Raw genomic sequence first — 26215 nt, forward strand, 5'->3', positions numbered from 1 at the left:
AAGGCATGACGGCATGAGCGGACATCCAAAAGCTACATATCGCATCGCGACGATCGAAGGCGACGGCATCGGGCCGGAGGTCACCCGGTCGGCGATGGCGGTGCTTGCGGGAGCCTGCGGCGCAGGCCGGCTCGACTTCGTGATGGTGCCGGGGGGCGTCGGCCACTACCAGGCGTCCGGCGAGGTTCTGCCCAAGGATACGCTGAAGGCCTGTCGCGAGCTCGACGCCACCCTGCACGGCGCCGCCGGCCTGCCGGGTGTGACCTATCCGGACGGGACGGAGGTCGGCAACGAGCTGCATCTGCAGCTGCGCTTCAAGCTCGATCTTTACGCCAATGTCCGCCCGATCAAGCTTCTCAAAGGCGTGCGCTCGCCGCTGCGGGATTTCGATGCCGCCGGCGGCAGAAGCATCGACTACGTGATCGTGCGCGAAAACACCGAGGGGCTCTATGCGAGCCGCGGGGCAGGCGTGCTTCTGCGCGGCGAGTTCGCGTCCGACAGCCTCGTCGTCACCCGCAAGGGGACGAGCCGCGTCGCCCGCTTCGCCTTCGATCTCGCCGAGAAGCGCGGCGGAGCGCTGCGCGATGGCAGGCGCCGCATGACGGTGTGCGACAAGGCGAACATTCTGAGGAGCTATGCCTTCTTCCGCTCAATCTGCGACGAGGTGCATGGCGAGTTTCCCGACGTCGAGATCGACTACGCCTATGCCGATGCGATCACCGTCCACCTCCTCAAGCGGCCGGACTTCTACGACGTCATCGTCGCCGAAAACATGTTCGGCGACATCATCTCCGACCTCGGGGCGGCGACCGTGGGCGGCATGGGCATCTCGCCTTCCGGTGAGATCGGCGACGCGCACGGCCTCTTCCAGGGCGCCCACGGCTCGGCGCCGGACATCGCCGGCCAGGATCTCGCAAGCCCCGTCGCGGCGATCCTCTCCGGCGTCATGATGCTGCGCTGGCTGGCGGACCGCCACGGCGACGCGGCGCTCGGCGAGGACGCGAGCCGGATCGAACGGGCCGTCGAGACCGTGCTCGAGGCCGGCGCGTTCGTTCCGACCGATCTCGGGGGCAAAGCGCGCTGCAGCGAGATGACACAGGCGATCCTCGGCGCGCTCGCCTGAACGATTCGAGAAGGACGCAACCCATGAGCAGGAAGATCGGCATCATCGGCGTCGGCATGATGGGCCACGGCATCGCCCGGAATATCGCGCTCGCCGGCTGGCCTCTGGCCTATCTCGACCACCCGGGCAACCAGCCGGCGGAGGATCTCGACGCAGCCGGCGCGACCCGCATCGACGCGCTGCCGGATCTCGTCGCGCAAAGCGACGTCGTCGTCCTCGTCGTCACCGGAAGCAGGGAGATCGAACGGATCGTCCTTGCCGACGAAGCCTTCATTCGGGCCCTGCGCCCCGGCACCATCGTCGTCGACTGCTCGACCGGCATTCCCGCGGTCACCCGGCGGGCCGCAGCGCGGGTCGAGGCAGCGGGAGGCCGCTTCTGCGACGCCGCGATGACCCGCACGCCGAAGGAGGCGGAGGCGGGGCGCCTCAACCTTCTGATCGGCGGCGACGAGAAGACGGTCGCGGAGCTGACGCCGCTGTTTGAGCTGTTTTCGGAGAACCGCTTTCATGCCGGGCCGGTCGGCGCCGGGCAGACGCTGAAGCTGATCCACAATTTCGTCTCGCTCGGCAGCGTCGCGCTGATCGGCGAGGCCGCGGCCTGCGCCGCCGAAAACGGCATTGCGGCGGAGATCCTCGTCGATTGCCTGAGGCGCGGCGGTGGCCACGGAGCCGCGCTCGACCGCGTCGCGCCCTTCCTGCTCGAAGGCGAGACCGCCCAGATGCGCTTCACCAACGCCAACGCCTTCAAGGACGTCGGCTATTACGACGAACTCGCGGGTGCGACGGGCACGCGGCGGGACATCGCGAAGGGCGTTCTGGCGGCTCTCGGCTGGCTGAACGACAACGGCTTCGGCGCGGCGATGGCGCCCGAGGCGGCAGAGGCGTTCCGGCAGAAAAATGATCGCCGCGAAGGTCCCTAACGAAACGTCTCCAGGGCGCCTTTCAGCGCCGGACGGCTCTCTGCGTATTCGGCGAGGGGCGTTCCGGACATCGCCGCCTCCCAGGCTTCGCGCATGCTGGCGACGCCGCCGGCCGGGCCTGCCGGATGCGCCATGATGCCGCCGCCGGCGGCATGGATGAGATCGGCCGACCCCAGCCGCGCGAAGGTCTCCGGCGCCTGGCGTGCCGTCTGGCCGGACGAGAACACCGGCATGATGATGCACGGTTTGTCGTCGAACATCGGCGTCAGGCAGGCGCGCGCCGCCGCAATGACGCTGTCGTCGTCCTCCGAGAACTTGTTGCTGAGGCCGTTCACATGCATGTGGTCGCAGCCGACCAGCCGCCAGATCTTCTGCCAGGCGGTGTAGGACCAGCCGAGCAGCGGATGGCGCGACAGGTAGCCCCAGCCGTTGCGGTGGGCATGGATCGGCAGTTCGCTGTGACGGGCGAATTCGATCATGCCGACGAGACCGACGGAGTTGAGGCTCGCCATCACGCAGGTGCCGCCGAGCTCGCGGACGAGATCGTGGCGCCGGCGCATCTCGTCGAGATCGCCCGTCAGATTGAAGGCGAACATCACCTTCCTGCCGCTGCGCTCGGCGTGCCGCTCGATGACCTCCATCACGGCGCGGGCGCGCGCCTCGAAGGGACAGCCGGGACCGTCCGACTGGAGTTCGTCGTCCTTGATGAAGTCGATGCCGGCGCCGGCGAGCGTATCCACCGCCTCGGCGGTGGCTTCCGGCGTCAGGCCGATGCTCGGCTTGATGATCGTCCCGATCAGCGGCCGGCCTTCGACGCCGGCGAGCCGGCGGGTGCCTTCGACCCCGAATTGCGGCCCCGGGTAGGCGTCGGCGAAGGCCCCCGGCAGACGGATGTCGAGAAGGCGCAGGCCGGACACCTGCTTTAGTTCGAAGAGATTGCCGGCGACCGTGGCGAGAAGGTTCGGCAGCGACGGGCCGATATTGGCGAGCGGCCAGGAGATGGTGATTTTCGCCCGGTTCCAGCGACCCCCGATCCGCGGTTCGGCGGCGCCCGGAAGCGACGGGCGGTCGGAGGGGGCCAGATTCTCGATAGCCGCGACGGTCGCCGCCGCACGTTCTTTGAGCTCGGGCGTCTCGCCGGGGACCGGCAGGAAGGTCCCGCTCGACTGCTCCCCGGCGATCGCCGCGACCGCTCTCTCCACAATATCCGGCGTTTCCAGCAGGTAGTCGGCCTCGATGCGATCGACCGAGCGACGGCTGGACGCGACGCGATCCTCAGATGACATGCAACCCCCGAAACCGTACTGGTCATCTCATTATACCAGAGTCGGAGAGGACACAAGTTGGGACCTGCCCGACGCCCAGCGCCGAACCACGCTTGCGATATGCAAGCGGCGGAAATAATTGCGAAATTGCGTCGAAAGTCGACTTGATCGGGCCGCGCCGATCCTGCTGGGAAATCCTCAGCCCGCGGTTACTTCACGGCGGACGGCGGACGGCGGACGGCGGACGGCGGACGGCAGGCGGAAGGCGGCAGCCATGATAATCCATGCCTGCGATATGCCCGGCGAGCATCGGACGAAGGCGATGCATCCGCCGGGCCGTCGCCCCGTCGTCAGGCGGCCGACAGCTTCGCCATCACCGCGTCGTCGACCTCGAAATTCGCATAGACGTTCTGGACGTCGTCGTCGTCGTCGAGATTGCCGATCAGCTTCAGGATGCTCTGGGCCTTCTCCTCGTCCACCGGGGTGCCGGTCTGCGGGCGCCAGATGGCGCGCACGCTCTCGGCCTCGCCGAGGGAGTTTTCCAGGGCCGTGGAGACCTCGTTGAGATCCTCGAAGGCGGTGATGATGGTGTGGCCCGTCTCGTCGGAGACGACGTCGTCGGCACCGGCCTCGATCGCCGCCTCCATGACGGCGTCGGCGTCGCCCGCCGAGGCCGCGTAGACGATCTCGCCGACCTTGTCGAACATGAAGGCGACCGAGCCGGTCTCGCCGAGCGCCCCGCCGGACTTGGTGAAATAGGAGCGCACGTTCGAGGCGGTGCGGTTGCGGTTGTCGGTCAGCGCCTCGACGATGACGGCGACGCCGCCCGGGCCGTAGCCCTCGTAGCGGACCTCCTCGTAATTGTCGCCCTCGCCGCCGGCGGCCTTCTTGATCGCCCGCTCGATGTTGTCCTTCGGCATCGATTGGGCCTTGGCGTTGTTGATCGCAAGGCGCAGCCGCGGGTTCATGTCGGGGTCGGCCAGGCCGGCCTTCGCCGCGACGGTGATCTCGCGGGCGAGCTTGGAGAAGAGCTTCGAGCGGACGGCATCCTGCCGCCCCTTGCGATGCATGATGTTCTTGAACTGTGAATGACCGGCCATGCGGCACCTGCTCTCGAAATGTCGGCGGTGAAACGTGGGTGTCATATAAAAAATCTCGGCCGGTCCGTCCAGAATCCTCGCAAAGCCTGCAGGAGAGCGGAGCGGACAGGACGCGTGCCGGCCGGATGCCGTCCGGACGTTGGGAATCTTGCCGGCACGGGTGAAAGGCACGGCGCCGCGTCAGGCGTCAGAGAAAGTCGCCCTCGACGAGAAGGTCTTTGCGGACCGGCCAGCGCTCGTCGTCGAAGCGGACGACCTTGCGATAGGGGAAGGCGTCGAAGAGCGGTCGCGGATCGAAGTGGAAGAAGGGCGCCTGGCGATCGCACCACTCGACGATCGCGTGCCAGTTCGCCGGGCGCTGGCGCGGCCAGCAATAGGTCGGCGCGGTCTTGCGGTCGAGCACGGAATAGAGATCCCATATCCGATGGTCCATCACGTGCGTCGGAACGATCGGCAGGTCCTGCGGGCCGGCCTCTTTGGTGACGCCGAAGGGAAAGGCCGGAACCCCGAGAGCCTCGGCCACGACGAGCCCGTGAAGCGAGGCCGAGAGGATGCGCCGGCACCGGCCGATCTGTTCGATCACCTTTCCAACGCCGTCGAACGACCGCTCGGCGATGGGGCTGATCAGGACGACGCGCTCGGCGAGATCCGACGGTATCTCGTAGCGGCGCAGGCCCGCCTTCAGAGGCGAATCCGCGCGCCTTCCAGCCCATTCGCTCAGATGCGGAATCACGCCGACGTCGTAAATCTTCTCCTGCCGCGCGTGTTGCGGCCAGAGCTTGCCGACGAAGAAGCCCGGATCGCCGAAGATCTCCGGCGAAGCCACGCCCGCATCCAGGAAGATCTGGCGGGTGTGCCGGCCCCGGCAGGCCGCGATCGTGAACCTGGTATAGGACGGAAGCCGGTAGCCGCTCTGGTCGACGTTGATGCCATGGGTGTAGCGATCGAGGCCCGACCCCCAGATCTGGACGTCCCCGCCGGAGAAGTTCTGCGCGATGGTGCCGATCGCCGAGAGCCTCGTCTCATTGGTGACGAAAGGGAGCTTGCGGATGCGGCGACCGGAAATGGCGCTGACGACAAGTGGACTGAGCGCGTCCCCGAAATTGACATGACCGTGACCTTCGTCGAGGCTCGCCCAGGTTGCGTTCAGTTCTCGCTTGATGAATCTGCGACGCAGCTTTTCGGCATGTTGACGCAGCGAAGGCAGGTGACGCTGTCGAAGGGTTGGAATGGTCGCCCTCCCAGGCAGGGTTCCGGTTTGCGGCCCTCTTGAAAGGGCTTTGGCCACTCGTGGTCCGATTCCGACATTTGGTACCGTCTTTTGGAGACCGCGCAGCAAATGCCGAAATCGAAACACCACTAGCCAAGTTTATGATCCTAGTGGATTTTTCGAATTTGACATTTGATCCGACGCCTCATCTGGTCGGGGTTCAAATGTCAAATTCAATCCACTAGACCCGACCATTGTCCTGAAGCAAGAGCGGTTGGGGAAGCGAGACCAGCGGGGAATGATGGCAGACGAGGTCTCGATGCAGGATCGATTTTGGCAGGAGGCTCGTCTCGCCGTTCAGGCACTCGTCGAGGAGACCGGGGACGTCTCCGTTTCACTGCCCGCGGAGTTCGATGGAATCTTCGACCGATCGGTCGCCTACGGCGTGCCGGCCGACGTGGTATTGCTGCACAAGGGGATGATGAGCGCCTTCCCGCTGTCCTTTTTGGCCGAGATCGCCCACTGGGACGTCGTCTTCGCAAATCCGGTCTTCCTCCTCCTGACCCGCCGGCGACGGCGGGGCGGATTGCTCTCCTCTCGATGGAACTTGCGCAGGGAATTTCTCGAAAGACGCACCAGGGCTCATTTGAGGTCCTATGTCGCGGACGTCGCCTCGGCGCGTTTTTCGGGGCGGCAGACGGTCTTTCTGCACGTGCCGAAAACCGCAGGCACCTCGATTTTCGAGGCGGCGCAGGGCCGCTTCCATCGATCCCTCCGGCTGCGCTCGGACTCGGAGCTTCTGTCGGCGGCAGGGCACCTTTACGCCTACGATTTCGTCGCCGGACATTTCCGGTTCGATCATGCCGAAAGTCTCCTGCCGGACGCGGCCTTCGTGACGCTTCTCCGCGATCCGCTGGAACGGCTGGTCTCGGCTGCGGGTCACGCCCGCCGGCCCGGTGAAACCGCGGCGCGTCTTGCGCATGGCCTGCGTCTCCTCAGGTCGCAGCGACTGAAGCAATTCATCGCGACGCCCTACGGCACGGCGGCGCTCTTCATTCAGAACGGCATCGTCGGTGGGAAATCGCGGCCCTTGCCCGCCGTCCATCTCGAACGCCGCATCGAGCGCATCGCGGCCGGCACGATCGAGGGCATGGCCGGTTTTCTCGATCGGAATCGGACGCTTCTGAGGATCGACAAGAGCGAGATCGGCCACTTCAATGCCACACGGAACCGATCGACCCTGGTAAGCCAGGAAGAAATCGAGGAGGCGCGCGCCGCCCATCAAAGCCTGATCGAGGAGGCGGGCGAACTCTACAGAATGGTGCGAGCCCGGGAATTGGCCGGGACGGCCGGAGCTCGGGAACCATCGTCAGCCTGATTCCGACAGGGCACTCCGTTCATAGCTCCCGGTCGCCCTTGCGGCCTTCGGCATCGAGGTCGGCGAGGCTTTCGAGCGCCGCCCGCACGATTTCCTCGCGCAGGAGAAGCTCCTGCCGGCTCATCGCCATGCGGGTGAAGTCCGACCACATGATCCAGCGCGAGAGGCTGCGCTCGGGCGCGCTCTGCTGGAGGAAGATCCGGATGTCGGAATGCCGCTTGTCGGCGATGATCGCCTGCATCAGCGTCTCGACCGGGTCGAGCGGGCCTTCCAGGAGCTGGATGAAGCGGTTGAACTCGTGGATCAACAGGCCGGTGACGCCGATTTCCGCGTTGCGGCGGGCAGCGGCTTCCGCGAGGGAGGTGAGGTCTTCAGCCGTCAGCCCGGGGCTCGGCCGGGAGACATAGGCGAGCCGGTAGATCGTCATGGCAGCAATCCTTCCTCGCCCTCGCCCTCCACATGGGGCCGGACCGTTCGGCCGATAACGACAATATGACTTTGCCGATCCGGCGCAAACTGGCGGAATCGGCGGCGGCGGCGATGGGCTGCGTGGTTTCGGCACTCGGAAGCGGAGGACATGATGGCGTCCTGCTTGCAGCTATCGGGAAGGATCCTCGCAGGCTTCGCGGCGGCCTGCCTCGCCTTCGCCGCCGCCGCGGCGGCCCTCGTGCCGGACGCATCGGCGCAGACGACGGGCGAGCCGCGCGGCCTGCCGCAGCCTCATGCGGCCGACGACCTCCCGCGGCTCTTTGCAAGATTGCGGGCGGCGCGGGACGAGGCGAGCGCCCGGGCGATCGAGGACCGGATCTGGCGGCGATGGATGGAGGCGCCGGACGAGAAGACCGGGGCGCTCCTGCGCGAGGCGATGGCGCGGCGCGAGGTCTACGACTTCGCCGGGGCGAGAACCCTGCTCGATGCGGCGGTCGCCGGCGCGCCGGACTATGCCGAAGCCTGGAACCAGCGCGGCTTCGTCCGCTTCCTCCAAGAGGATTTCGACGGCGCGCTCGAGGACGTCGACCGGGCGATCGCGATCGAGCCGCGCCACTTCGCGGCGATGGCCGGGCGTGCGCTCATCCTGATGCGGCAGGGGCGGCATCGGCTGGCCCAGGATCAGCTCCGGGCGGCCGTCGCCATCGATCCCTTCCTCAAGGAGCGGTCGCTGCTCGTTGCGCCGACCGGCGGGCCGGCACCGGCGAAGGGGCAGGTGGATCTCTGAGCGCGGGCCCCCCGGAACACCAAAGGCGGCGCGCGACTGTCGCTCGATGACACCGTCGTGATTTTGCCTCTGCGGCGGCGCCGATAATCTCGCCTTGCGCCTCCGCAAGGCGGCGGCACTCTCCGGCTCTTGGAGCCGCGAGGCCGATGATGCGACCGGTCGAGGCGAGGGGTGGCGGCGATCCGATCGGCTCCGCGCGTGGGATCCGAGCATGAGAAGGGAACGAAGTCATGCGCGCCAGACCGATCGTCCGCGTGTTCCTCTGCCTCGTCGCAGCGCTGTGGACGCTCTCGCCCGGCCGGGCCTTTTCCCAGGATGCGGCCGGCGCTGGCGAGCGTCCCAGCCAGTGCCGGGCGATCGCCAGCCGCGACCCAGGCAGCGATCCCGACCTCGCCCTCGGCGTCGTTCCGGCGCAGTTCGCGCCGTCGGGGCGGGGCCTCTTCGAGGGCGGGGCAGGCGACCGGACGGTCAGGATCACCTATGTCACCCACGCGACGTTCCTGATCGAGAGCCCGGGCGGGGTGCGCGCCGCGACGGACTATGCCGGCTATGCGGGGCCGGCCGTCCCCGACATCGTCACGATGAACAAGGCGCATTCCTCGCACAACACGGCCTTTCCCGACCCGGCGATCAAGCATGTCCTCAAGGGGTGGAACCCCGCCGGCGACGGCCCGGCCCGCCACGCGCTGACGGTCGGCGACATGTATGTGCGGAACGTGACCACCGACATCCGCTCCTTTGGCGGCGCGATGGAGCCCGACGGCAACTCGATCTTCATCTTCGAGGTGGCGGGGCTCTGCATCGGGCATCTCGGCCATCTGCACCACCGGCTGACGGACGAGGACTATGCCGCGATCGGCCGGCTGGACGTCCTGATGGTGCCGGTCGACGGCGGCATGACCATGAGCCAGGACGGCATGGGCGAGATCGCCGAGCGGCTGCAGTCGCGGATCATTTTGCCGATGCATCGCTTCAGCGGCCCGATCGACCGTTTTTTGGCGAATGTGCCGGAGTTCGAGGTCGACTGGCGCCTCTCGGACACGATCGAGGTCTCGGCGAAGACCCTGCCGAAACGGCCGACCGTCATCGTCCTGCCGGGCGTCTGACGCGGAACGATCGCGCCGTGCCTGCAGCCTGCGGCAGCCTGCGGCGCGCAAAGCCCGCCATGCCGGCCGGCGTCAACCGCACCAGGGGTTCGACCGGTTCGGCCATGGCTGTGCCAGACCTTCGCCCATCAGCACACGGCCGGCGTCGCGCCCGTCCGCAAGGGTGATGGTGACGAGATCGCGGCCGTAGCGATCGGTCCCGTCGGCAGCGAGCCGGTAGCCCTGCGACAGCAGCGCCTGCAGCCGGCGTGTCGCTTGCTCGCCGATCCGGCGTTCGGCCGGGCAGGCGGGGCTGAAGACTTCCGGCGTGTCGATGCGCGCGAGCCGCCATTTGCGGCCGTCGGCCCAGCCCGTGTCGCCGTCGACGAGGCAGGTCCGACGTTCCCCGCGGCCGCAGACCGGCAGGGCGCCGTGGACCGAAGCCGCGGCCGCGCCGTGACCGCCGACCCCGGAGGCCGTCGCCGACAGTCCGCCTTCGACGGCCGCGAAGAATTCGTCGGCGACGCCGTTTTCGTGCAGCCGACCGACGGCGACGGCGGCGAGGAAGACCGCGGCGACGAGCAGCGCCTCGCGCGCGAGCTTGAAAGGCAGCCGCCACGCGCCGCGCCGGCGGCGGCGGGTGGAGGCTGAACGCCAGGACGTGCGGGTGCTTTGGGCCATGGCCGCAGCATGCGGCGCAAAGCTCAACCGCTCGTGGAGTCGATCGATCGCATTTGAACCAATTGACGAAAAACCGGCCGGATCGCGCGTCGGCCGGGCTGCGCCCCGAATCGTCGGTGCCGTTCATTCCAAAAAATTTACCATGCGTCATTTCGCTTGCCTGCCGCGGACTGAGCACGCATGGTGGACGTGGAACCCGGGCCGGTCCGGGCCGCCGGGGGCGATCGACCCTCCGTTCCGGCCGCAGGGGAAGGGCCGGAAATCTGGACGATGGAGGATCCGACAGCATCGATGCCGACCGGCCTGTTCGATCCCGCCCTCTTTCCGTTCACCCTTGCGCTCTGCGGCGTCGTCGCGATCGCATTCTTCGAAGCGGCATCGACGATCCTCGGCCATTCGCTCTCCGGGCTCGTCGACGACGCCCTGCCGGACCTGTCGGCCGATGCCCATTTCGACGTCGGTGGCGATCTCCATGCCGAGTTCGACGCCGACGCGGCGTCCGCCGACGGCGCCTTCGACGGATCGTCGCTTGGCGCCGTCCTCGATTTCCTGTCCTTCGGGCGCGTGCCGCTGCTGGTTCTCGTCATCCTGTTCCTGCTCGGCTTCGGAGCGACGGGATTCGTCCTGCAGCTTATCGCCGAGGCGATTTCGGGCGGTCCGGCGTCGCCGGGTCTCCTCTCGGTCCCGGCGGTCGCGGGCGGGGCGGTGTTCATGCGGTTTCTCGGCCGGGTGATCGGCCGCATCATCCCGAAGGAGGAGACTGCCGCGATCAGCCGCGAGAGCTTCGTCGGCCGGCTCGGCGTCGTCAGTTCCGGCACAGCGCGGACCGGCCTGCCGGCCCAGATCCGCATCACCGACGAACACGGCACCACCCACTACCTCCTCGGCGAGCCGGAGGACGACGGCGAGACCTTCGGCCCCGGCACGTCCGTCATCGTCGTGTCGCTCGAGGGCGCCCGGGCGCGGGTGATGCGTGATCCGACCGCTTGAGCGCCTATCCGAGAACCGTGCCGCTCGTCGCGGTGCCATCGCATGAGGGAGAGCCAGCCGTGAATGTCGAATTCCTGATCCTCGTCGGGGCGGTGATCGCGGCGATCGTCGCCGTCTTCCTGATCTTCGCCCGGCTATATCGCCGTTCCTCCAAGGAGATCTCCTACGTCCGCACCGGTCTCGGCGGGCAGAAGGTGATCATGAACGGCGGCGCGCTGGTCATGCCGGTGCTGCACGAGATCATCCCGGTGAACATGAACACGCTGCGGCTCGAGGTGCGGCGCGCCGACGAGGCGGCGCTGATCACGCGGGACCGCATGCGCGTCGACGTGGTCGCGGAATTCTACGTCAGGGCGCAGCCGACCGCCGAATCGATCGCCAACGCCGCCCAGACCCTCGGCCGGCGCACGATGGAGCCGGAGAGCCTGAAGGAGCTGATCGAGGGCAAGTTCGTCGACGCGCTGCGCTCAGTCGCCGCGGAAATGGCGATGGAGGAGCTGCACGAGCGCCGCATCGACTTCGTCCAGAGGGTCCAGAACGCGGTTTCGGAGGATCTCCTGAAGAACGGCCTGGAGCTCGAGACGGTGTCGCTCACCGGCCTCGACCAGACCCGGCGCGACTACTTCAACCCGGACAACGCCTTCGACGCGGAGGGCCTGACCCGGCTGACGGCCGAGATCGAGGAGCGGCGCCGCATCCGCAACGAGATCGAGCAGGACACCCAGGTGGCCATCGCCCGCAAGAATCTCGAGGCCGAGCAGAAGCAGCTCGAGATCACCCGCGAGCAGGAATATTCGCGGCTCGAGCAGCAGCGCGAGATCGCCGTGCGCCGAGCCGCGCAGGAATCCCAGGTCGCCTCGGAAAAGGCCCAGCGCGACCGCGAGGCCAAGGAAGCCCAGATCCATTCCGAGCAGGAGGTCCGCCGGCGCGACATCGCCCGCCAGCAGGCGCTGGAGGCGGCCGAGATCGAGCGCAGGAAGACCGTCGAACTCACCGAGCAGGACCGCGAGATCGCCATCGCCGACCGCTCGCGCGCCCGGTCCGAGGCGCAGTCGGCGGCCGACGCGGCCCGGGCGATCGCCGTGCGCGCCGCCGAGCAGGTCGAGACGGTGCGCGAGGTGGAGGCGGCCGAGCGGCGCAAGCAGGTCGAGCTCGTCCAGGCGCGCCAGACCGCCGAACGCGAGGCGATCTCCATCCGCGTCGCCGCCGAGGCCGAGCGCGAAGCCGCCGAGGACCGGGCCGAGGCGCAGCGCCAGGTCGCCCAGGGCGAGGCCGACCGCGCCCGCATCCTCGCCCAGGCCGACGCCGACGCCGTGCGCCAGAGGGCCGAGGCCGACGAGGTGCGGCTGCGGGTCGAGGCGGAAGGTGCGCGGGCGATCAACGATGCCGCGAACATGCTGTCGGCCGAGCAGATCGCCATGCAGGTGCGGCTGCGGCTGATCGAGGAAATGCCGAAGATCATCGCCGAGAGCGTGCGGCCGATGGAGCGCATCGACCAGATCAAGATCCTGCAGGTGGACGGGCTCGTCGGTGTGGCCGGCGGCGGAGGCGCCGGGGGAGACGGCGACGGGGCGTCGATGTCCGACCGGCTGGTCAATTCGGCGTTGCGCTACCGCGGGCAGGCGCCGCTCGTCGACGCGCTGCTGAAGGAGCTCGACCTCGAAGGCGGTCTGGGAAATCTCGGCCGCAGTGCCGCAAAAATGAACGGGGCAGAGGGGCCGGACCGATCGTCCGGCGCGTCGGGACGGTCCGAGGGATCGTCCGCCTGACCGGGGCCGGCAAAGGCCGCAGACCCGTTCCGGATCCGCTCGGGCGACGATCCGGCGACGATCGGGCGACTCTTGCCAGCCGCCCCTGGAGCGGCATATGGGGAGGTCAGAAAAGACTTCCTGACAGACGATTTTCCTCTTCCCCTTCGCCGCGCGTTTCGACCTTCGCGGCTCGAGGGGCATCGGTCGACGGGCATCGAACTGCCCGCCCGATTACGCAATGGCCCGACCATGACCGACAGTTCGGCGCTCCGCCGCCCCTTCATCGTCGCCTCGATCGTCGGGGCGATGGCGATGATCGCGATCGAGGCGACGATCGTCTCGACAGCCATGCCGCAGATCGCCGGCCAGCTCGGCGATCTCCACCTCTATTCCTGGGTGTTCTCGTCCTTCCTGCTGACGCAGACGGCGATGACCGTCGCCTTCGGCAAGCTCGCCGACCTTTACGGGCGGCGCCCGATCATGCTGCTCGGCATCGCCATCTTCCTCGCCGGCTCGGTGCTCTGCGGCCTTGCCTGGTCGATGCCGTCGCTGATCGCCTTCCGGCTGATCCAGGGCGTCGGCGCCGGCGCGATCCAGCCTGTCGGCATCACCATCGTCGGCGACCTCTACACCGTTGAGGAACGCGGCAAGGTGCAGGGCTGGCTCGCCAGCGTCTGGGGCATTTCTTCGGTGATCGGCCCGCTGGCGGGCGGGCTGATCATCCAGCATGCGAGCTGGGCGTGGATCTTCTGGATCAACGTGCCGATCGGGCTCGTGGCGGCGGCCGGCTTCGTCGCCTTCCTCAACGAGGGCATCACCTATCAGCGCCGCAAGATCGACGTCGCCGGCGCGGCGCTCTTTGCGATTTCCGTCGCGGCACTGATGATCGCCCTCACGGAAATCGGCGAGTCCACAGGCCTCGTTCTCGGCGCGCTGGCCGTCGCGGTGGTGACCGCGATCCTCTTCCTCGCGCAGGAACGGCGGGCCGTCGATCCGATGATGGACGTGCGCCTGTGGATGCGCCGCTCGATCGCGCTGACCAACGCCGCGACGCTGCTTTCCGGCATGACCGTCATCGGCCTGACGACCTTCCTGCCGATGTACGTGCAGGGCGTTCTCGGCCGCTCGCCCCTCGTCGCCGGCTTTGCGATGACGGCGATGGTGCTCGGCTGGCCGATCGGCGCGACCATCGCGGCGAAGAACTTCACCCGCTTCGGCCTGCGGGCGATCCTCATCGTCGGGGCGGCGCTCCTGCCGGTCGGCGCCAGCGTCTTCGTGTTCCTCGGTCCCGGCTCCTCGCCGGTGGTCGCCGGAGTCGGATCGGTGATCATGGGCTTCGGCATGGGCTTCTTGACCAATGCCGCGATCGTCATCATCCAGAGCGCGGTCGGCTGGGGCGAACGGGGCGCGGCGACCTCCTCCAACATCTTCGCCCGCAATCTCGGCTCGACGCTCGGGGCGACCGCCCTCGGCGCCGTGTTCAACCTGTCCATGGCGGGCGGCTGGGGCGGCACCGCGCCGGTCGACTTCGGCCGCATCCGCGAACTGCTCGACGGCGCGGGCGAGATCGCCGCCGATCCGCAGACGCAGGCCGCGCTCGCCCATTCGCTCAACCTGACCTTCTGGGCGATGTTCGCCGTCTCGGCGCTGACGCTGGTGCTCGCCTTGATCGTGCCGAAGCCGGCGCCGCCGCAGCCCTTGTCCCGTGAGGCGGCTGCCGCCGCGCCGGAGGCGTTGCCGACGGCGGAGGCCTGAAGCCGGTCCCGCCGAGGAAGCCGGTCGTCTTCGGGGCCTCTTCGAGGGTCAGCCTTCGAAGAAGCGGACCCTGCCGCTTGCAAGCTCGTGCATGGCTCCGACGATCATGACGTCTCCGGCGTCCACCATGGACTTGATCGTCGGGCTGTTGTCGAGGATGAAGCGGCCGGCGAGTTCGACGTTGGCGTCGGAAACTTTCTGCACGAAGGCTGCGTCCTTCGAGGTTCCGGCATCGCCGCCCGTCGAGGCCGCGTCGACGGCCGGCCGGATGTTCGAAAGCGTCGCGGTCAGGTTGCCGAGTTCGACGCCGTCGATGGCGCCCTTGATCGCGCCGCAGTCGCTGTGGCCGAGGATGCAGATCAGTCGCGCGCCGGCGACCTTCGTCGCGAATTCGAGGCTGCCGAGGATGTTCGTGTCGACGAAATTGCCGGCGATGCGGGCATCGAAGACGTCGCCGATCTTCTGATCGAAGACGAGTTCGGGCGGAACGCGCGAATCCATGCATCCGACGATCGCCGCGAACGGCGCCTGGCCGCCCGCGGTTCGCTTCGCCTGGGCCAGGAGATCGCAGTCGATCGTCTTTCCGGCGACGAAGCGTTCGTTGCCGGCCTTGAGCCGCGCCAGGGCGTCGGCCGGCGACATCGCCTGCTGGCGCGCCGGCGTGAAGACGTCGCAGGCATCGCCTTCGGCTGCAAGCGACGGGCGGGCGATGGTGGCGAGAGGAACCGCGGCGAGGCAGCCGCACATCATGCGTCGGGTCAACATGGGAAAGCTCCACCGTGCGGTCCATTCCGCACAATGTAAGTATATTTTATGATATCGACCCATGCGAGATCATCGCAAATCAATCGCCGACGCCGATGAAGACTTTGCGAAGTGCAGCCGAAGCATTTGCATCAATTTTTGCCCGGCCGGTCGAAGCAGAAGTCCGGCCCGCCGTCAGGTCACGGTCGGCGGGCCGCCATGCGCCTGCGCCGGAACCTTGACCGGCGCCGTCGGAGCGGCGCCCGCCGCAGCCCCCGCCGCTCGCTCGCGGTCCAGCCGGCGCTTGCGCTTGGCGAAGATGTTGAGGATCTCGACCAGCGCCGAGAAGGCCATCGCGGCGTAGACGTAGCCCTTCGGCACGTGGAAGCCGAGGCCGTCGGCGATCAGCGTCATGCCGATCATCAGCAGGAAGCCGAGGGCGAGCATGACGATCGTCGGGTTCTGCTCGATGAAGCGCGACAGCGGTCCCGAGGCGAGGAGCATCACCATGACGGCGACGACGACGGCGATCACCATGATCCCCACCTCGTCGGTCATGCCGACGGCGGTGATGATCGAGTCGATCGAGAAGACCAGGTCGAGGACGAGGATCTGGACGATCACCGCGCCCATCGTCACTGTCGCCGCCTTGGAGACGATCGTGTCCTTGTGGTCTTCGGGGTCGACGGAGTGATGGATTTCCTTCGTCGCCTTCCAGACGAGGAACAGGCCGCCGGCGATCAGGATCAGGTCGCGCCAGGAGAAGCCGTGGCCGAAGAGCTCGAAGATCGGCTCGGTCAGCTGGACGATGATCGCCACGGTGGAGAGGAGGCCGAGCCTCAGGATCAGAGCGAGGCCGATGCCGACGCGCCGGGCCGTGGCGCGGCGGTTTTCCGGCAGCTTGTTCGACAGGATCGAAATGAAGACGAGATTGTCGATGCCGAGCACGATCTCCATCACCACCAGGGTGAAGAGCGCGACATAGGCGGTCGGGTCGGCGAGGAAGGCGAACATGTCGGCCATCGGGGCTCCAGGGCGCGAGGTGGTCGAATGCCGCCGGATTCTCGGCGGTTGCCGTCAGATGTGGTGCCGCATTTCGGAAAACCAGAGACGGCTCACCAAAAATCCGGACGCACCTCCTGAAGCCGCGGGCCGAGCCTCAGGGCCGCGACCTTTTCGGCGAGGCCGGTGCGATCGGAAATCTCGACGGCGAGGCCGCAGATCGTCGCCGGCCCCTGCGCCGCCTCGAAGCGGCCGCGCGGCACCTTGGTGACGAAACGGTTGAGCGGCTCCTCCTTCTCCATGCCGAGGGAGGAATCGTAGTCGCCGCACATGCCGGCGTCGGACTGGTAGGCCGTGCCGCCGGAAAGGATCTGGTGGTCGGCGGTCGGGACGTGGGTGTGGGTGCCGACGACGACGCTGGCGCGGCCGTCGAGAAAGTGGCCCATCGACTGCTTTTCGCTGGTCGCCTCGGCATGGAAGTCGAGGATGACGGCGTCGGCCTGTTCGCCGAGCGGGCAGGAGCCGACCAGCTGGTCGGCGCAGGCGAAGGGATCGTCGAGGTCGGGCACCATGAACACCCGCCCCATGATGTTGGCGACGAGGACGCGGGCGCCGTTCTTCGCCTCGAACAGTCCCGAGCCGTTGCCGGGGGCCCCCTTCGGATAGTTCAGGGGGCGCAGGAAACGCGGCTCGCGCGGCGCGAAGCCGATCGCCTCGCGCTGGTCCCAGACGTGGTTGCCGGTGGTGACGACGTCGGCGCCGGCGCGGAGCGTCTCGTTGAAGATCTCCTCGGTGATGCCGAAGCCGCCGGCGGCGTTCTCGCCGTTCACCACGACGAAATCCAGCCTGTAGTCGGAAACGAGGCCGGGGAGGGCGGAAAACACCGCATTGCGGCCGGACCGGCCGACCATGTCACCCAGAAACAGAAATCGCATCAGCCCGTCTTGGCACGCTTGGCTTGGTCGAGCTTTTCGATAGCGGCTTTCACCGCCGGGCGCGAGCCCACCCGCTCGGTCCAGGCGAAAAGGTTCGACAGGTCAGCCGCGCCTTCGGTCTTCAGGGCCGAGAGCCCGGTGCGCACCCAGCCGAAGTTCATCATGTCGGCGATCGAATAGGCGCCGGCGATCCACTCCCGATCCTTCAGGCGCTCGTCGAGGACGCCGAGGAGCCGGAGCGACTCCTTCCGGTACCGTTCGATCGCATAGGGCAGCTTCTCGGGCGCGGACTTCTCGAAGTGATACCACTGGCCGAGCATCGGGCCGGTGCCGCCGGCCTGGAAGAAGGTCCAGGCGAGGGTCTCGTAGCGCTCGGGGCCGGATGGCGGCAGGAAGCGGCCGGTCTTCTCGGCGAGATAGACGAGGGTCGCGCCGGACTCGAACACCGCGTCGGTCCGGACTGCGGTCGTCTCGACGAGTGCCGGGATCTTGCCGTTCGGGTTGATCGCCAGAAATTCCGGCGTCTTCTGTTCGCCGGCGGAGATGTCGACCATGTGGAGGCGATAGTCGAGGCCGCATTCCTCCAGCATCAGGACGGGTTTTTCGCCGTTCGGCGTTTGCCAAGTGTAAAGATCGATCATGAAAAATCCTTCGTCGGGGCCCATCGGATGGGCGCGTGACCTGTAACGGCGAGTTAGGCCGCTTCGGCCCGCGGCAAAGCGATGGCCGGGCCGTAGGGCCGGTAAGAAGGGCAAAAGGGGGATCTTCGGATGACTGCGGCAGAGCATCGGTCCAAACATGCGCGACGTCTTTCGGGGGCGGGGCTCGCCTTCGCTCTCCTTCTCGCCCTGTCCGGCTGCGCGGGCGGGCTCGGTTCGGTCGACGTCGCCTTGACGAGGGACGTGCCCGTCGACCGGCAAGTGGCGCTGTCCTCCCTCAACGCCTTCAGGGCCGAGAACGGCCTGCCGGCGCTGGTGTTCAATCCGATCCTCGGGGAAGTGGCGGAACGCCAGGCCCGGGCGATGGCGGCGCGCGGCGATCTCTCCCACAGCGTCGACGGGACGCTGCCGGAACGCGTCCGCTCCTACGGCTACGACGTCTATGCGGCGGCCGAGAACATCGGCTGGAACTACCGCTCGGTGCCGGCGGTGATGGACGGCTGGAAGAACTCCGCCGGCCACCGCAAGAATCTGCTCAATCCGCGGGTTCGCGAAATCGGCTTCGCGGCGGCCGAGGGCCCGAACGGCGAGCCCTACTGGGCGCTGGTGCTCGCCGCGCGGGAGTGAGCTGCGAGCCGCGCGCTTCGCCGAAGACGCCGGCGGCGGCTCGCCGGCTGGCGCCCGACGGGATCGGCGGGTTCACCCGGAGGGCCGGATGATCCCTGCTTCGGTGGCGATCATGCCGAGACGGACGTCGTGGGCATCCATCGGCACCGCGTCCACCTCCTGGCAGGCGAAGGCGACGCCGACGAGAACCGGGTCGAGGCCCTTCTGCCGCAGCCGCGCAATCGCCCGGTCGTAATAGCCGCGGCCGTAGCCGACGCGTCCGCCGCTGCCGTCGAAGGCGGCAAGGGGAATCAGCATGAGCTCGGGGTCGAGGACCGCCGCCTCGGCGCCCGGCGCAAAAGTGCCGAAGCCCTGCGGCTCGAGCGCGGCGCCGCGCAGGAGCTGGCGGAACTGAAGCTCGCCCTCGACGATCGCCGGGACGCAGAGCTGCGCGCCGCGATCGGCAAACGCCGTCATCAGCGGGCGGATGTCGATTTCGGAGCGGATCGGCAGGAATCCGGAGACGATGGCGGGGGATGCCGCGACATGCGCCGCGACGGCATCGCAGACGGCGAGCGAAGCCTCGATCCGGCTGTCTTCCGCCATGGCGTCGCGGCGGGCCAGCGCCTCGCGGCGGATCGTCGCCTTGCGCTCTCTGATCGTCGGGTCCATCGTCGCGGCGCCGTCAAATTTGGTCGGAAGAAAATGATCGGAGGAAAATGGCCCGACCGCGCAGACAGGCCGAGGCCGAAACGAGGGGCGAGCCACCCGGCCGATGGAGAAGTCGATCCCGGGAACCTACAACGTAGGTGGGCGCCGTGTGCCCCGGCCCACGGGCCGAGGCAGGGACAGCTCCCTTCGGAATGACTAAGGCCCCGGGGATAAGTTACTCCTGTCGCACCGCGCAGCCCGCCTTTGCGCAATATAGGCCGTGGGGAATCGCGGCGAAAGGGATCAGGGTCGTGAAATTCCGGGAAGCCACGTGGCCGGCACCGCATTTGCTCGGGCGCGTGCCGCCGGCGCCCGGGGGCGCAGCTTGATCCCGATACACGGCGGCCACAAATTCGGCGCGACCGCATCGTCGGCAACTGAGCCGGAAAGGACGAGATCATGGACCAGAGGACGTTTCCAGTCACCCGGAGCGAGGCCGAATGGCGTGCCATGCTGACCCCCGAACAGTATCAGGTGATGCGCGGCCACGGCACCGAGCGGCCGGGCAGTTGCGCCCTGCTGCACGAAAAGCGGCCCGGCCGCTTCTCCTGCATCGGCTGCGGCCAGCCGCTCTTCGTCGCGACGACGAAATTCGAGAGCGGCACGGGCTGGCCGAGCTTCGACACGCCGGTGGAAGGCGCGATCGAGGAAACCGTCGACCGCAGCCATGGCATGGTCCGCACGGAGGTGCACTGCAGCCGCTGCGGCAGTCACCTCGGCCATGTCTTTCCGGACGGCCCGCCGCCGACCGGCCTGCGCTACTGCATCAATGGCGTCGCACTCGAATTCGAGCCGGAGTGACGGCCCGCCGACTGCAGCGGGATTAACGTAAAGATCCACAACCTCTTCACTACCGTGGATAGTGAGGAAATCCTGGCTATAATCGGCGGCAACGGGCCGGGCCGGACGACGCTCCGGCCCGGATCTCATGCTTTGCCAAAGAGTTGTGTCGATGCCGTTCTATGCGTTCATGCAGCGGATCGGATGGCCGCGGTCCTACCGCGGCAAGATCCTGGCGATCTGTTTCCTCGGAACGCATGTTCCGCTCGTCGCCCTGCTCGTCTGGCTCGCCGGCGACGGCCGGCTGCTCGAAAACCTGCCGGTGCTCCTCGTCGTTCTCGTGGCGACGCTGATCGGCACGGCGGCGACGCTTGCAGGGCTCGCCGCGATGCTGGTGCCGATCCGGCTGGCCACCGCCGCCCTCGACGACTACGGCGCCGAGCGGGCCCTGCCGGATCTCCCGACCGTCCATGGTGACGATGCCGGACGGCTGATGGCGAGCGTTCAGGCGACCATTGCCGAACTCGACATGACGATCGCGACCCTCGAGGGGCTCTCGGTGACGGATCCTCTGACCGGCCTCTACAACCGCCGTTGGATCGACGACAGGCGCGAGCGTCTCATCTCGGACGCCAGGCGCGAGCGGCGCCCGCTGGCACTCCTCGTCATCGACGTCGACCGGTTCAAGTCGTTCAACGACGAACACGGACACTCGATGGGCGACCAGGTGCTGATCCTCGTCGCCGACGCGATCCGCGACGGCATGCGAACCGGCGACCATGCGGTCCGCCTCGGCGGCGACGAGTTCTGCGTCCTCTTGCCCGGCGCCGACCGGGAAATGGCGGAAGGCGTCGCGCAGCGCATCCGGCTCGCCACCGAACTCGGCGTCGAGAACTTCATCGACCGCGAAGCCGGCAGCATCACCCTGAGCATGGGGCTGTCGCTTCTTCAGGTCGAGGACCGCACTTTCGACGACCTCGTCAAACGCGCCGACAGGCAGCTCTTCCAGGCAAAGCGCAGCGGCAGGGACCGGCTCTCGACCGGCTGAAGCACGGTTGCCCCGACGCCCCGACGCCCCGACGCCCCCGACACCGCGCGACGGCCGTGGCCCCGGTCTCGCCGCGCATACGCCCCGGCAGCACAGTCCCGGAACGAACGATGACGGACTATTTCGCCTTCTACGGCACGTTGATGCAGGGCGCCGGCGATGCCGCGACGCCCCGGACCGAAGGGCTTGTGCGCCGGATCGGTCCGTGCCGCCTTGCGGGCATCCTGCGCGACCACGGCAGCTATCCCGGCTACTTTCCGATGCCGGCCGACGCGCGTGCGACCGGCGGGGACGCTGCCCGCGAGGGCCATGTCGTCGCCGAGCTACATGCCGTCCTGCGGCCGGAGGCCTTCGCTGTCTTCGACGACTGGGAGGGCTACGATCCGCGCGACGAGGCCGGGTCGCTCTATGTGCGCCGCCGGATCGCCCTCGTCGAGCCGGCGGGCGTTCACGCCTGGGTCTACGTCTCGCAGCAGTCGGAAGACGACCCGGTGCTCAAGGACGGCGACTGGCGGGCACATCGACGGCTGAACGGCGCGGGCGATGCTGAGGGGTTTTAGCGACCGGCCAGCCGGCCGCGGCCTTACGCCTCCATCTGCCGCTTCGCCCCTTCGCCGAGCGCCCGGAACACCGTGTCGACGATCGCCTTCGCGTCGAGGCCGGCCTCGTGAATCATCGCCTCGGGCGAGGCCTGATTGACGAAGCGGTCGGGCATCGCCATCGGCCGCAGCTTCAGCCCGGCGTCGAGCAGCCCGTTCATCGCCAGGAACTGCATCACCAGCGATCCGAAGCCGCCGACGGCTCCCTCCTCGATCGTCACCAGCACCTCGTGCTCGCGTGCCAGCCGGGCGAGGAGGGCGGTGTCGAGGGGCTTGGCGAAGCGGGCATCCGCGACCGTCGTCGACAGGCCGAAGCCGTCGAGCTCCTGCGCCGCCTTCATCGCGTCGGCGAGCCGCGTGCCGAGGGAGAGGATCGCCACCTTCGACCCCTCCTTGACGATGCGGCCCTTGCCGATGGGAAGGATCTCGCCGCGGTCCGGCAGGTCGACGCCGACGCCGTTGCCGCGCGGGTAGCGGAAGGCGATCGGGCCTTCGTCGTGGGCCGCTGCGGTGCGGACCATGTGCTTGAGCTCGGCCTCGTCGCTCGCCGCCATCACCACCATCCCCGGCAGCGAGGTCAGGAAGCCGAGGTCGAAGGAGCCGGCATGGGTCGGTCCGTCGGCGCCGACGAAGCCGGCCCGGTCGATGGCGAAACGCACCGGCAGATGCTGGATCGCGACGTCGTGCACCACCTGGTCGTAGGCCCGCTGCAGGAAGGTCGAATAGATCGCCGCGAACGGCCGGTAGCCTTCGGACGCCAGCCCCGCACAGAAGGTCACGGCGTGCTGCTCGGCGATGCCGACGTCGAAGGTGCGCTTCGGAAACCGCGCGCCGAACTTGTCGAGGCCGGTGCCGGCCGGCATCGCGGCGTTGACGGCGACGATGCGCTCGTCCTCCTCCGCCTCGCGGATCAGGCTGTCGGCGAAGACGCCGGTATAGCTCGGGGCGTTGGCCTTGGATTTCGACTGGGCCCCGGTGATGACGTCGAACTTCGAGACACCGTGATACTTGTCGGTCGAGCTTTCCGCCGGCGGGTAGCCCTTGCCCTTCTTGGTGACGACGTGGACGAGGATCGGGCCGGACTTGGCGTCGCGGACGTTCTTGAGGACCGGCAAGAGGTGGTTGAGGTCGTGCCCGTCGATCGGCCCGACGTAATAGAAGCCGAGTTCCTCGAACAGCGTGCCGCCGGTGAAGAAGCCGGGGGTATATTCCTCCGTCCGCCGCGCGCCTTCGCGCATGAAGTCCGGCAGGATGCGGGTCAGGCTCTTCGCCCGGTCGCGGATCGTGCGGTAGGTCTTGCCGGAGACGAGCCGCGCCAGATAGGCGCTCATCGCGCCGGTCGGGGGGGCGATCGACATGTCGTTGTCGTTGAGGATGACGATCAGCCGCGCATCCAGCGCCCCGGCGTTGTTCATCGCCTCGTAGGCCATGCCGGCGCTCATCGCGCCGTCGCCGATCACCGCGACGACGTTGTTCGTCCCGCCCGACAGGTCGCGCGCCACGGCCATGCCGAGCCCGGCGGAGATCGAGGTCGACGAGTGACCGGCGCCGAAGGGGTCGTATTCGCTCTCGGTGCGCTTGGCGAAGCCGGAGAGCCCGCCCTCCTGGCGGATCGTCTTCATCCGGTCGCGGCGTCCGGTGAGGATCTTGTGGGGATAGGCCTGGTGGCCGACGTCCCAGATCAGGCGGTCGCGCGGCGTGTCGAAGACGTAGTGCAGGGCGACGGTCAGCTCGACCACGCCGAGACCGGCGCCGAGATGGCCGCCGGTGCGCGATATCTGGTCGATGAGATCGGCGCGGAGTTCGTCGGCGAGCTGGGTGAGCTTCGATTCATCGAGGTCGCGCAGATCCTCCGGATGGGTGATCCGATCGAGGAGCGGCGTGTTGGACGTTTCTGCCACCTCAAAACCTTTCAACGAGACTGACGCGGCCGCCCGCGGGCCGTTGGCATCGGATCGGGCAGCCAGGCCCGCGTGCCTCACGGCGCGCCGGCATTGCACTTAGATCGTTCACAGAGTGCGCTCTTCAAGCACGGGATCGCAAGCCCGGCCGGACGAGCCGCGGGAACGAGGCGCGCTCCGCCCCGTCTGCCGCCTTTTCGGGCGAAGAGGTGCGGCGAGGCCGGTCTCAGCCGGGATCGAGCGGCTCGGTGCCGGAGGGCTTGCCGGCGCGGTTCAGCTTGATCTTCTCCACCTTGTCCTCGGCCGCCGACAGCAGCCGCTCGCAGTGGTTCTTCAGCTTCTCGCCGCGATCGTAGATGCGGATCGAGACGTCGAGCGGCACGTCGCCCCGTTCGAGATCCGTGACGATGCGCTCGAGCGCGGCGATCGCGTCCTCGAAGCTCATCCGCTTGATGTCCGAATCGTCCGCCGGCAGCGGCGCTTCACCGGTCTCCGCCATGGGCCGGACCTTTCGTCGTGGGTTGCGGTTTCGCCGGCCGGAGCGGGCGGGGCGTCGCGCCGGCGCCTCAGCCGGTCATCAGGCGCTTGATGTGGGCGGCTGCAGAGAAAGCCAGGCCCTTGAGGTCGTAGCCGCCTTCGAGCAGGCTGACCAGCCGGCCGCCGGCATGGCGGTCGGCGACGTCGAGAAGCTGGCCGGTCGCCCAGTCGAAATCGGCCTCGGTGAGGTTGATGTTCGCCAAAGGGTCGCGCCAGTGCGCGTCGAAGCCGGCCGAGACGATGACGAGATCGGGTTCGAAGGCCTCGAGTTCGGGGAGGATGCGCTCGCGCATCGCCGCACGGAATTCCTCGCCGCCGTCGCCGGCCCTCAGCGGCGCGTTGACGATGTTGCCGGCACCGGTCTCGTTCCTCGCCCCGGTGCCAGGATAGAGCGGCATCTCGTGCGTCGAGGCGTAGAGGACCGACGGGTCGGACCAGAAGATGTCCTGGGTGCCGTTGCCGTGATGGACGTCCCAGTCGACGATCGCCACCCGCTCCAGACCGTGCACGGTTTGGGCGTGGCGGGCGGCGACCCCGGCATTGTTGAACAGGCAGAAGCCCATGGCGATCGCCCGCTCGGCATGATGGCCCGGCGGGCGCGCCGCCACGAAGACGTTCTTCGCGCTTTTCGCCACGACGTCGTCGACGGCGGCGATCGCCCCGCCTGCGGCGTGGAGCGCCGCGGAGAAGCTCTTCGGGCTGACGACGGTGTCGTTGTCGAGCCGGGTCAGGCCCTCGCCGGGGATCGTCGTCGCGATCCGGCGGACGTATTCTTCCGGATGGCAGCGATAGATCGCCTCGAGCGGCGCTTCGGGAGCCTCGGCGCGGTCGAGATGCTGGAACGCCTCGGCCTCGAGCGCCGCGGCGACCGCCTTCATGCGGTCCGGCCGCTCCGGATGGTCGGGGCCGGTGAGGTGCTCGGCGAAGATCTCGTGATGATAGAGCCGCGTGTTCATAACAAACGAGCTAGCGCCCCTCCCGCCCAACTTCAAACCGGCCGGCATCGGGGGCATGGCGGTTCACGCACGCACTGCCCCGACCTGGCCGCGATCTCGCAGATAATGGTCGGCGATGGCGCAGGCCACCATCGCCTCGCCGACCGGCACGGCCCGGATGCCGACGCAGGGGTCGTGACGTCCCTTGGTCATCACGTCGACGGCGTTGCCGCCGGCATCGACGGACCGGCGCGGCGTCAGGATCGAGGAGGTCGGCTTCACCGCGAAGCGGGCGACGACGGCCTGGCCCGTCGAGATGCCGCCGAGGATGCCGCCGGCATGGTTCGACAGGAACTGCGGCCTGCCGTCCGGACCGGGGCGCATCTCGTCGGCGTTCTCCTCGCCCGACAGCGCGGCGGCGGCGAAGCCTTCGCCGATCTCGACGCCCTTCACCGCGTTGATCGACATCAGTCCGGAAGCGATGTCGGCGTCGAGCTTGCCGTAGATCGGGGCGCCGAGCCCGGCCGGCACGCCCTCTGCGACGATTTCCACCACCGCGCCGATGGAGGAGCCGCTCTTCCTGACGGCGTCGAGTTCCTCCGCCCAGCGGGTCGCCGTCTCGGCGTCCGGACAGAAGAACGGATTGCGCGGCACCTCGTCCCAGTCCCAGCGCGAGCGGTCGACCCAGGTCGCGCCGATCGCGACGAGGGCGCCGCGGACCCGCAGGCCGGGCACGACCTTGCGGGCGAGGGCGCCGGCCGCGACCCGCATCGCCGTCTCGCGGGCCGAGGACCGCCCCCCGCCGCGATGGTCGCGGATGCCGTATTTGACGTCGTAGGTCATGTCGGCATGGCCCGGCCGGTAGCGCTGCGCGATGTCGGAATAGTCCTTCGAGCGCTGGTCGGTGTTCTGGATCTCCAGCGCGATCGGCGTGCCGGTCGAGACGTAGTCGCCCTCGGTCTCGCCCGGCATGACGCCGGAGAGGACGCGCACCTGGTCAAGCTCCTGGCGCTGCGTGGTGTAGCGCGACTGGCCGGGACGCCGCCGGTCGAGCTCGGCCTGAATCTCGGCGACGGTGAAGCGAATGTTCGGCGGCATGCCGTCGACGACGCAGCCGATCGCGGCGCCGTGGCTCTCGCCCCAGGTGGTGACGCGGAAGAGGTGGCCGAAGGTGTTGTGGGACATGGGGCAGTCGAAGCCGTGGCATGAACAGGGGACGAGGCCGTCTGCGACCTCTCTACGCGCAAAGCGCAAATCGACGCAAATCCCGTCTGCGAGGGCCTG

26 protein-coding genes and 1 other RNA gene are annotated in these 26215 nt (G+C 68.2%); 12 read left to right on the forward strand and 15 right to left on the reverse strand.

Annotated elements, in window-relative coordinates; genetic code table 11:
• The first annotated feature begins 13 nt into the window (after positions 1–13).
• On the forward strand, positions 14–1123 hold the full coding sequence (locus J1C47_RS07765; RefSeq protein ID WP_207350171.1) for an isocitrate/isopropylmalate dehydrogenase family protein: 1110 nt from the start codon (positions 14–16) through the stop codon (positions 1121–1123).
• Positions 1120–2043 carry an NAD(P)-dependent oxidoreductase gene (locus J1C47_RS07770; RefSeq protein WP_281065490.1) on the forward strand — a complete coding sequence of 308 codons (924 nt, stop codon included), beginning with the start codon at positions 1120–1122 and terminating at the stop codon, positions 2041–2043. The genes J1C47_RS07765 and J1C47_RS07770 overlap by 4 nt, the downstream gene beginning before the upstream one ends.
• Here J1C47_RS07770 and J1C47_RS07775 read toward each other — a convergent pair.
• The 3 genes from J1C47_RS07775 to J1C47_RS07785 form a co-directional block, all read right to left on the reverse strand.
• Positions 2040–3329, reverse strand: a complete 1290-nt coding sequence (locus J1C47_RS07775; RefSeq protein WP_207350173.1) for a ribulose-bisphosphate carboxylase large subunit family protein — start codon at positions 3327–3329, stop codon at positions 2040–2042. The genes J1C47_RS07770 and J1C47_RS07775 overlap by 4 nt on opposite strands.
• Positions 3330–3658: 329 nt before the next feature.
• Complete coding sequence (locus J1C47_RS07780; RefSeq protein WP_207350174.1) at positions 3659–4408, reverse strand: YebC/PmpR family DNA-binding transcriptional regulator; 750 nt, start codon at positions 4406–4408, stop codon at positions 3659–3661.
• A 187-nt stretch (positions 4409–4595) separates the two neighbouring features.
• The gene (locus J1C47_RS07785) at positions 4596–5696 is read right to left on the reverse strand and encodes a polysaccharide pyruvyl transferase family protein (protein WP_207350175.1); all 1101 of its coding nucleotides are present in this window, start codon (positions 5694–5696) and stop codon (positions 4596–4598) included.
• A 220-nt stretch (positions 5697–5916) separates the two neighbouring features.
• Between J1C47_RS07785 and J1C47_RS07790 the strand changes: the two genes are divergently transcribed.
• On the forward strand, positions 5917–6996 hold the full coding sequence (locus J1C47_RS07790; protein WP_207350176.1) for a hypothetical protein: 1080 nt from the start codon (positions 5917–5919) through the stop codon (positions 6994–6996).
• A 19-nt stretch (positions 6997–7015) separates the two neighbouring features.
• Here the strand turns inward: J1C47_RS07790 and J1C47_RS07795 are convergent, their stop codons facing one another.
• Positions 7016–7423, reverse strand: a complete 408-nt coding sequence (locus J1C47_RS07795; RefSeq protein ID WP_207350177.1) for a BLUF domain-containing protein — start codon at positions 7421–7423, stop codon at positions 7016–7018.
• A gap of 150 nt (positions 7424–7573) precedes the next feature.
• Here J1C47_RS07795 and J1C47_RS07800 point away from each other — a divergent pair, with 150 nt between their 5' ends.
• Both J1C47_RS07800 and J1C47_RS07805 read left to right on the forward strand, forming a co-directional pair.
• Entirely contained in the window at positions 7574–8212 is a 639-nt protein-coding gene (locus J1C47_RS07800; protein WP_207350178.1) for a tetratricopeptide repeat protein, read from the forward strand.
• Positions 8213–8442: 230 nt separating this feature from the next.
• Positions 8443–9318 carry an MBL fold metallo-hydrolase gene (locus J1C47_RS07805; RefSeq protein ID WP_207350179.1) on the forward strand — a complete coding sequence of 292 codons (876 nt, stop codon included), beginning with the start codon at positions 8443–8445 and terminating at the stop codon, positions 9316–9318.
• A 72-nt stretch (positions 9319–9390) separates the two neighbouring features.
• On the opposite strand, the gene J1C47_RS07810 is transcribed toward J1C47_RS07805, so the two are convergent.
• Positions 9391–9978: a thermonuclease family protein gene (locus tag J1C47_RS07810; RefSeq protein ID WP_207350180.1), complete on the reverse strand. Its 588-nt coding sequence runs from the start codon at positions 9976–9978 to the stop codon at positions 9391–9393.
• 270 nt (positions 9979–10248) lie between these two features.
• Here J1C47_RS07810 and J1C47_RS07815 point away from each other — a divergent pair, with 270 nt between their 5' ends.
• From J1C47_RS07815 to J1C47_RS07825, 3 genes are all read left to right on the forward strand, one after another.
• Positions 10249–10968, forward strand: coding sequence for an OB-fold-containig protein (locus J1C47_RS07815; RefSeq protein ID WP_207350181.1), 720 nt, complete (start codon positions 10249–10251; stop codon positions 10966–10968).
• A gap of 59 nt (positions 10969–11027) precedes the next feature.
• Entirely contained in the window at positions 11028–12737 is a 1710-nt protein-coding gene (locus tag J1C47_RS07820; protein WP_207350182.1) for a flotillin domain-containing protein, read from the forward strand.
• Positions 12738–12968: 231 nt separating this feature from the next.
• On the forward strand, positions 12969–14474 hold the full coding sequence (locus tag J1C47_RS07825; RefSeq protein WP_207350183.1) for an MDR family MFS transporter: 1506 nt from the start codon (positions 12969–12971) through the stop codon (positions 14472–14474).
• 48 nt (positions 14475–14522) lie between these two features.
• Here the strand turns inward: J1C47_RS07825 and J1C47_RS07830 are convergent, their stop codons facing one another.
• From J1C47_RS07830 to J1C47_RS07845, 4 genes are all read right to left on the reverse strand, one after another.
• The gene (locus J1C47_RS07830) at positions 14523–15239 is read right to left on the reverse strand and encodes a carbonic anhydrase (protein ID WP_207350184.1); all 717 of its coding nucleotides are present in this window, start codon (positions 15237–15239) and stop codon (positions 14523–14525) included.
• A gap of 174 nt (positions 15240–15413) precedes the next feature.
• Positions 15414–16241 (reverse strand): TerC family protein, encoded by an 828-nt coding sequence (locus J1C47_RS07835; protein ID WP_207350185.1) that lies wholly within the window; start codon positions 16239–16241, stop codon positions 15414–15416.
• 92 nt (positions 16242–16333) lie between these two features.
• The gene (locus J1C47_RS07840) at positions 16334–17155 is read right to left on the reverse strand and encodes a TIGR00282 family metallophosphoesterase (protein ID WP_207350186.1); all 822 of its coding nucleotides are present in this window, start codon (positions 17153–17155) and stop codon (positions 16334–16336) included.
• Positions 17155–17796 carry a glutathione S-transferase family protein gene (locus J1C47_RS07845; protein ID WP_207350187.1) on the reverse strand — a complete coding sequence of 214 codons (642 nt, stop codon included), beginning with the start codon at positions 17794–17796 and terminating at the stop codon, positions 17155–17157. The genes J1C47_RS07840 and J1C47_RS07845 overlap by 1 nt, the downstream gene beginning before the upstream one ends.
• A gap of 129 nt (positions 17797–17925) precedes the next feature.
• On the opposite strand from J1C47_RS07845, the gene J1C47_RS07850 reads away from it, so the two are divergent.
• A complete protein-coding gene (locus J1C47_RS07850) occupies positions 17926–18441 on the forward strand; it encodes a CAP domain-containing protein (protein WP_207350188.1) in 516 nt (171 codons plus the stop codon).
• A gap of 72 nt (positions 18442–18513) precedes the next feature.
• On the opposite strand, the gene J1C47_RS07855 is transcribed toward J1C47_RS07850, so the two are convergent.
• Both J1C47_RS07855 and ssrS read right to left on the reverse strand, forming a co-directional pair.
• A complete protein-coding gene (locus J1C47_RS07855; RefSeq protein ID WP_207350189.1) occupies positions 18514–19092 on the reverse strand; it encodes a 5-formyltetrahydrofolate cyclo-ligase in 579 nt (192 codons plus the stop codon).
• 85 nt (positions 19093–19177) lie between these two features.
• Positions 19178–19334: non-coding RNA, 6S RNA (gene ssrS, locus J1C47_RS07860), on the reverse strand.
• A gap of 196 nt (positions 19335–19530) precedes the next feature.
• Here ssrS and msrB point away from each other — a divergent pair.
• From msrB to J1C47_RS07875, 3 genes are all read left to right on the forward strand, one after another.
• The gene (msrB, locus tag J1C47_RS07865) at positions 19531–19932 is read left to right on the forward strand and encodes a peptide-methionine (R)-S-oxide reductase MsrB (RefSeq protein ID WP_207350190.1); all 402 of its coding nucleotides are present in this window, start codon (positions 19531–19533) and stop codon (positions 19930–19932) included.
• 151 nt (positions 19933–20083) lie between these two features.
• Positions 20084–20959 (forward strand): GGDEF domain-containing protein, encoded by an 876-nt coding sequence (locus J1C47_RS07870; protein WP_207350191.1) that lies wholly within the window; start codon positions 20084–20086, stop codon positions 20957–20959.
• Positions 20960–21069: 110 nt separating this feature from the next.
• Positions 21070–21519, forward strand: coding sequence for a gamma-glutamylcyclotransferase family protein (locus J1C47_RS07875; RefSeq protein WP_207350192.1), 450 nt, complete (start codon positions 21070–21072; stop codon positions 21517–21519).
• A gap of 23 nt (positions 21520–21542) precedes the next feature.
• On the opposite strand, the gene dxs is transcribed toward J1C47_RS07875, so the two are convergent.
• From dxs to aroC, 4 genes are all read right to left on the reverse strand, one after another.
• Positions 21543–23459: a 1-deoxy-D-xylulose-5-phosphate synthase gene (dxs, locus tag J1C47_RS07880; protein ID WP_207350193.1), complete on the reverse strand. Its 1917-nt coding sequence runs from the start codon at positions 23457–23459 to the stop codon at positions 21543–21545.
• Between the two features lie 226 nt (positions 23460–23685).
• Complete coding sequence (locus J1C47_RS07885) at positions 23686–23958, reverse strand: exodeoxyribonuclease VII small subunit (RefSeq protein WP_207350194.1); 273 nt, start codon at positions 23956–23958, stop codon at positions 23686–23688.
• A 67-nt stretch (positions 23959–24025) separates the two neighbouring features.
• Positions 24026–24952 (reverse strand): histone deacetylase family protein, encoded by a 927-nt coding sequence (locus J1C47_RS07890; protein WP_207350195.1) that lies wholly within the window; start codon positions 24950–24952, stop codon positions 24026–24028.
• Positions 24953–25015: 63 nt separating this feature from the next.
• Entirely contained in the window at positions 25016–26116 is a 1101-nt protein-coding gene (gene aroC, locus J1C47_RS07895) for a chorismate synthase (protein WP_207350196.1), read from the reverse strand.
• Between the last annotated feature and the right edge of the window lie 99 nt (positions 26117–26215).

Origin of the sequence: Jiella sonneratiae (assembly GCF_017353515.1) — a bacterium.
Taxonomy (GTDB): Bacteria; Pseudomonadota; Alphaproteobacteria; order Rhizobiales; family Rhizobiaceae; genus Jiella; species Jiella sonneratiae.

Excerpts from the sequence above, each read along its gene's own strand:
- J1C47_RS07765 (WP_207350171.1), top strand. The coding sequence starts at position 14 with ATGAGCGGACATCCAAAAGCTACATATCGCATCGCGACGATCGAAGGC.
- J1C47_RS07775 (WP_207350173.1), bottom strand. The coding sequence starts at position 3,329 with ATGTCATCTGAGGATCGCGTCGCGTCCAGCCGTCGCTCGGTCGATCGC.
- J1C47_RS07780 (WP_207350174.1), bottom strand. The coding sequence starts at position 4,408 with ATGGCCGGTCATTCACAGTTCAAGAACATCATGCATCGCAAGGGGCGG.
- J1C47_RS07790 (WP_207350176.1), top strand. The coding sequence starts at position 5,917 with ATGATGGCAGACGAGGTCTCGATGCAGGATCGATTTTGGCAGGAGGCT.
- J1C47_RS07795 (WP_207350177.1), bottom strand. The coding sequence starts at position 7,423 with ATGACGATCTACCGGCTCGCCTATGTCTCCCGGCCGAGCCCCGGGCTG.
- J1C47_RS07800 (WP_207350178.1), top strand. The coding sequence starts at position 7,574 with ATGATGGCGTCCTGCTTGCAGCTATCGGGAAGGATCCTCGCAGGCTTC.
- J1C47_RS07805 (WP_207350179.1), top strand. The coding sequence starts at position 8,443 with ATGCGCGCCAGACCGATCGTCCGCGTGTTCCTCTGCCTCGTCGCAGCG.
- J1C47_RS07810 (WP_207350180.1), bottom strand. The coding sequence starts at position 9,978 with ATGGCCCAAAGCACCCGCACGTCCTGGCGTTCAGCCTCCACCCGCCGC.
- J1C47_RS07815 (WP_207350181.1), top strand. The coding sequence starts at position 10,249 with ATGGAGGATCCGACAGCATCGATGCCGACCGGCCTGTTCGATCCCGCC.
- J1C47_RS07825 (WP_207350183.1), top strand. The coding sequence starts at position 12,969 with ATGACCGACAGTTCGGCGCTCCGCCGCCCCTTCATCGTCGCCTCGATC.
- J1C47_RS07830 (WP_207350184.1), bottom strand. The coding sequence starts at position 15,239 with ATGTTGACCCGACGCATGATGTGCGGCTGCCTCGCCGCGGTTCCTCTC.
- J1C47_RS07835 (WP_207350185.1), bottom strand. The coding sequence starts at position 16,241 with ATGGCCGACATGTTCGCCTTCCTCGCCGACCCGACCGCCTATGTCGCG.
- J1C47_RS07840 (WP_207350186.1), bottom strand. The coding sequence starts at position 17,155 with ATGCGATTTCTGTTTCTGGGTGACATGGTCGGCCGGTCCGGCCGCAAT.
- J1C47_RS07845 (WP_207350187.1), bottom strand. The coding sequence starts at position 17,796 with ATGATCGATCTTTACACTTGGCAAACGCCGAACGGCGAAAAACCCGTC.
- J1C47_RS07850 (WP_207350188.1), top strand. The coding sequence starts at position 17,926 with ATGACTGCGGCAGAGCATCGGTCCAAACATGCGCGACGTCTTTCGGGG.
- J1C47_RS07855 (WP_207350189.1), bottom strand. The coding sequence starts at position 19,092 with ATGGACCCGACGATCAGAGAGCGCAAGGCGACGATCCGCCGCGAGGCG.
- msrB (WP_207350190.1), top strand. The coding sequence starts at position 19,531 with ATGGACCAGAGGACGTTTCCAGTCACCCGGAGCGAGGCCGAATGGCGT.
- J1C47_RS07870 (WP_207350191.1), top strand. The coding sequence starts at position 20,084 with ATGCCGTTCTATGCGTTCATGCAGCGGATCGGATGGCCGCGGTCCTAC.
- J1C47_RS07875 (WP_207350192.1), top strand. The coding sequence starts at position 21,070 with ATGACGGACTATTTCGCCTTCTACGGCACGTTGATGCAGGGCGCCGGC.
- J1C47_RS07885 (WP_207350194.1), bottom strand. The coding sequence starts at position 23,958 with ATGGCGGAGACCGGTGAAGCGCCGCTGCCGGCGGACGATTCGGACATC.
- J1C47_RS07890 (WP_207350195.1), bottom strand. The coding sequence starts at position 24,952 with ATGAACACGCGGCTCTATCATCACGAGATCTTCGCCGAGCACCTCACC.
- aroC (WP_207350196.1), bottom strand. The coding sequence starts at position 26,116 with ATGTCCCACAACACCTTCGGCCACCTCTTCCGCGTCACCACCTGGGGC.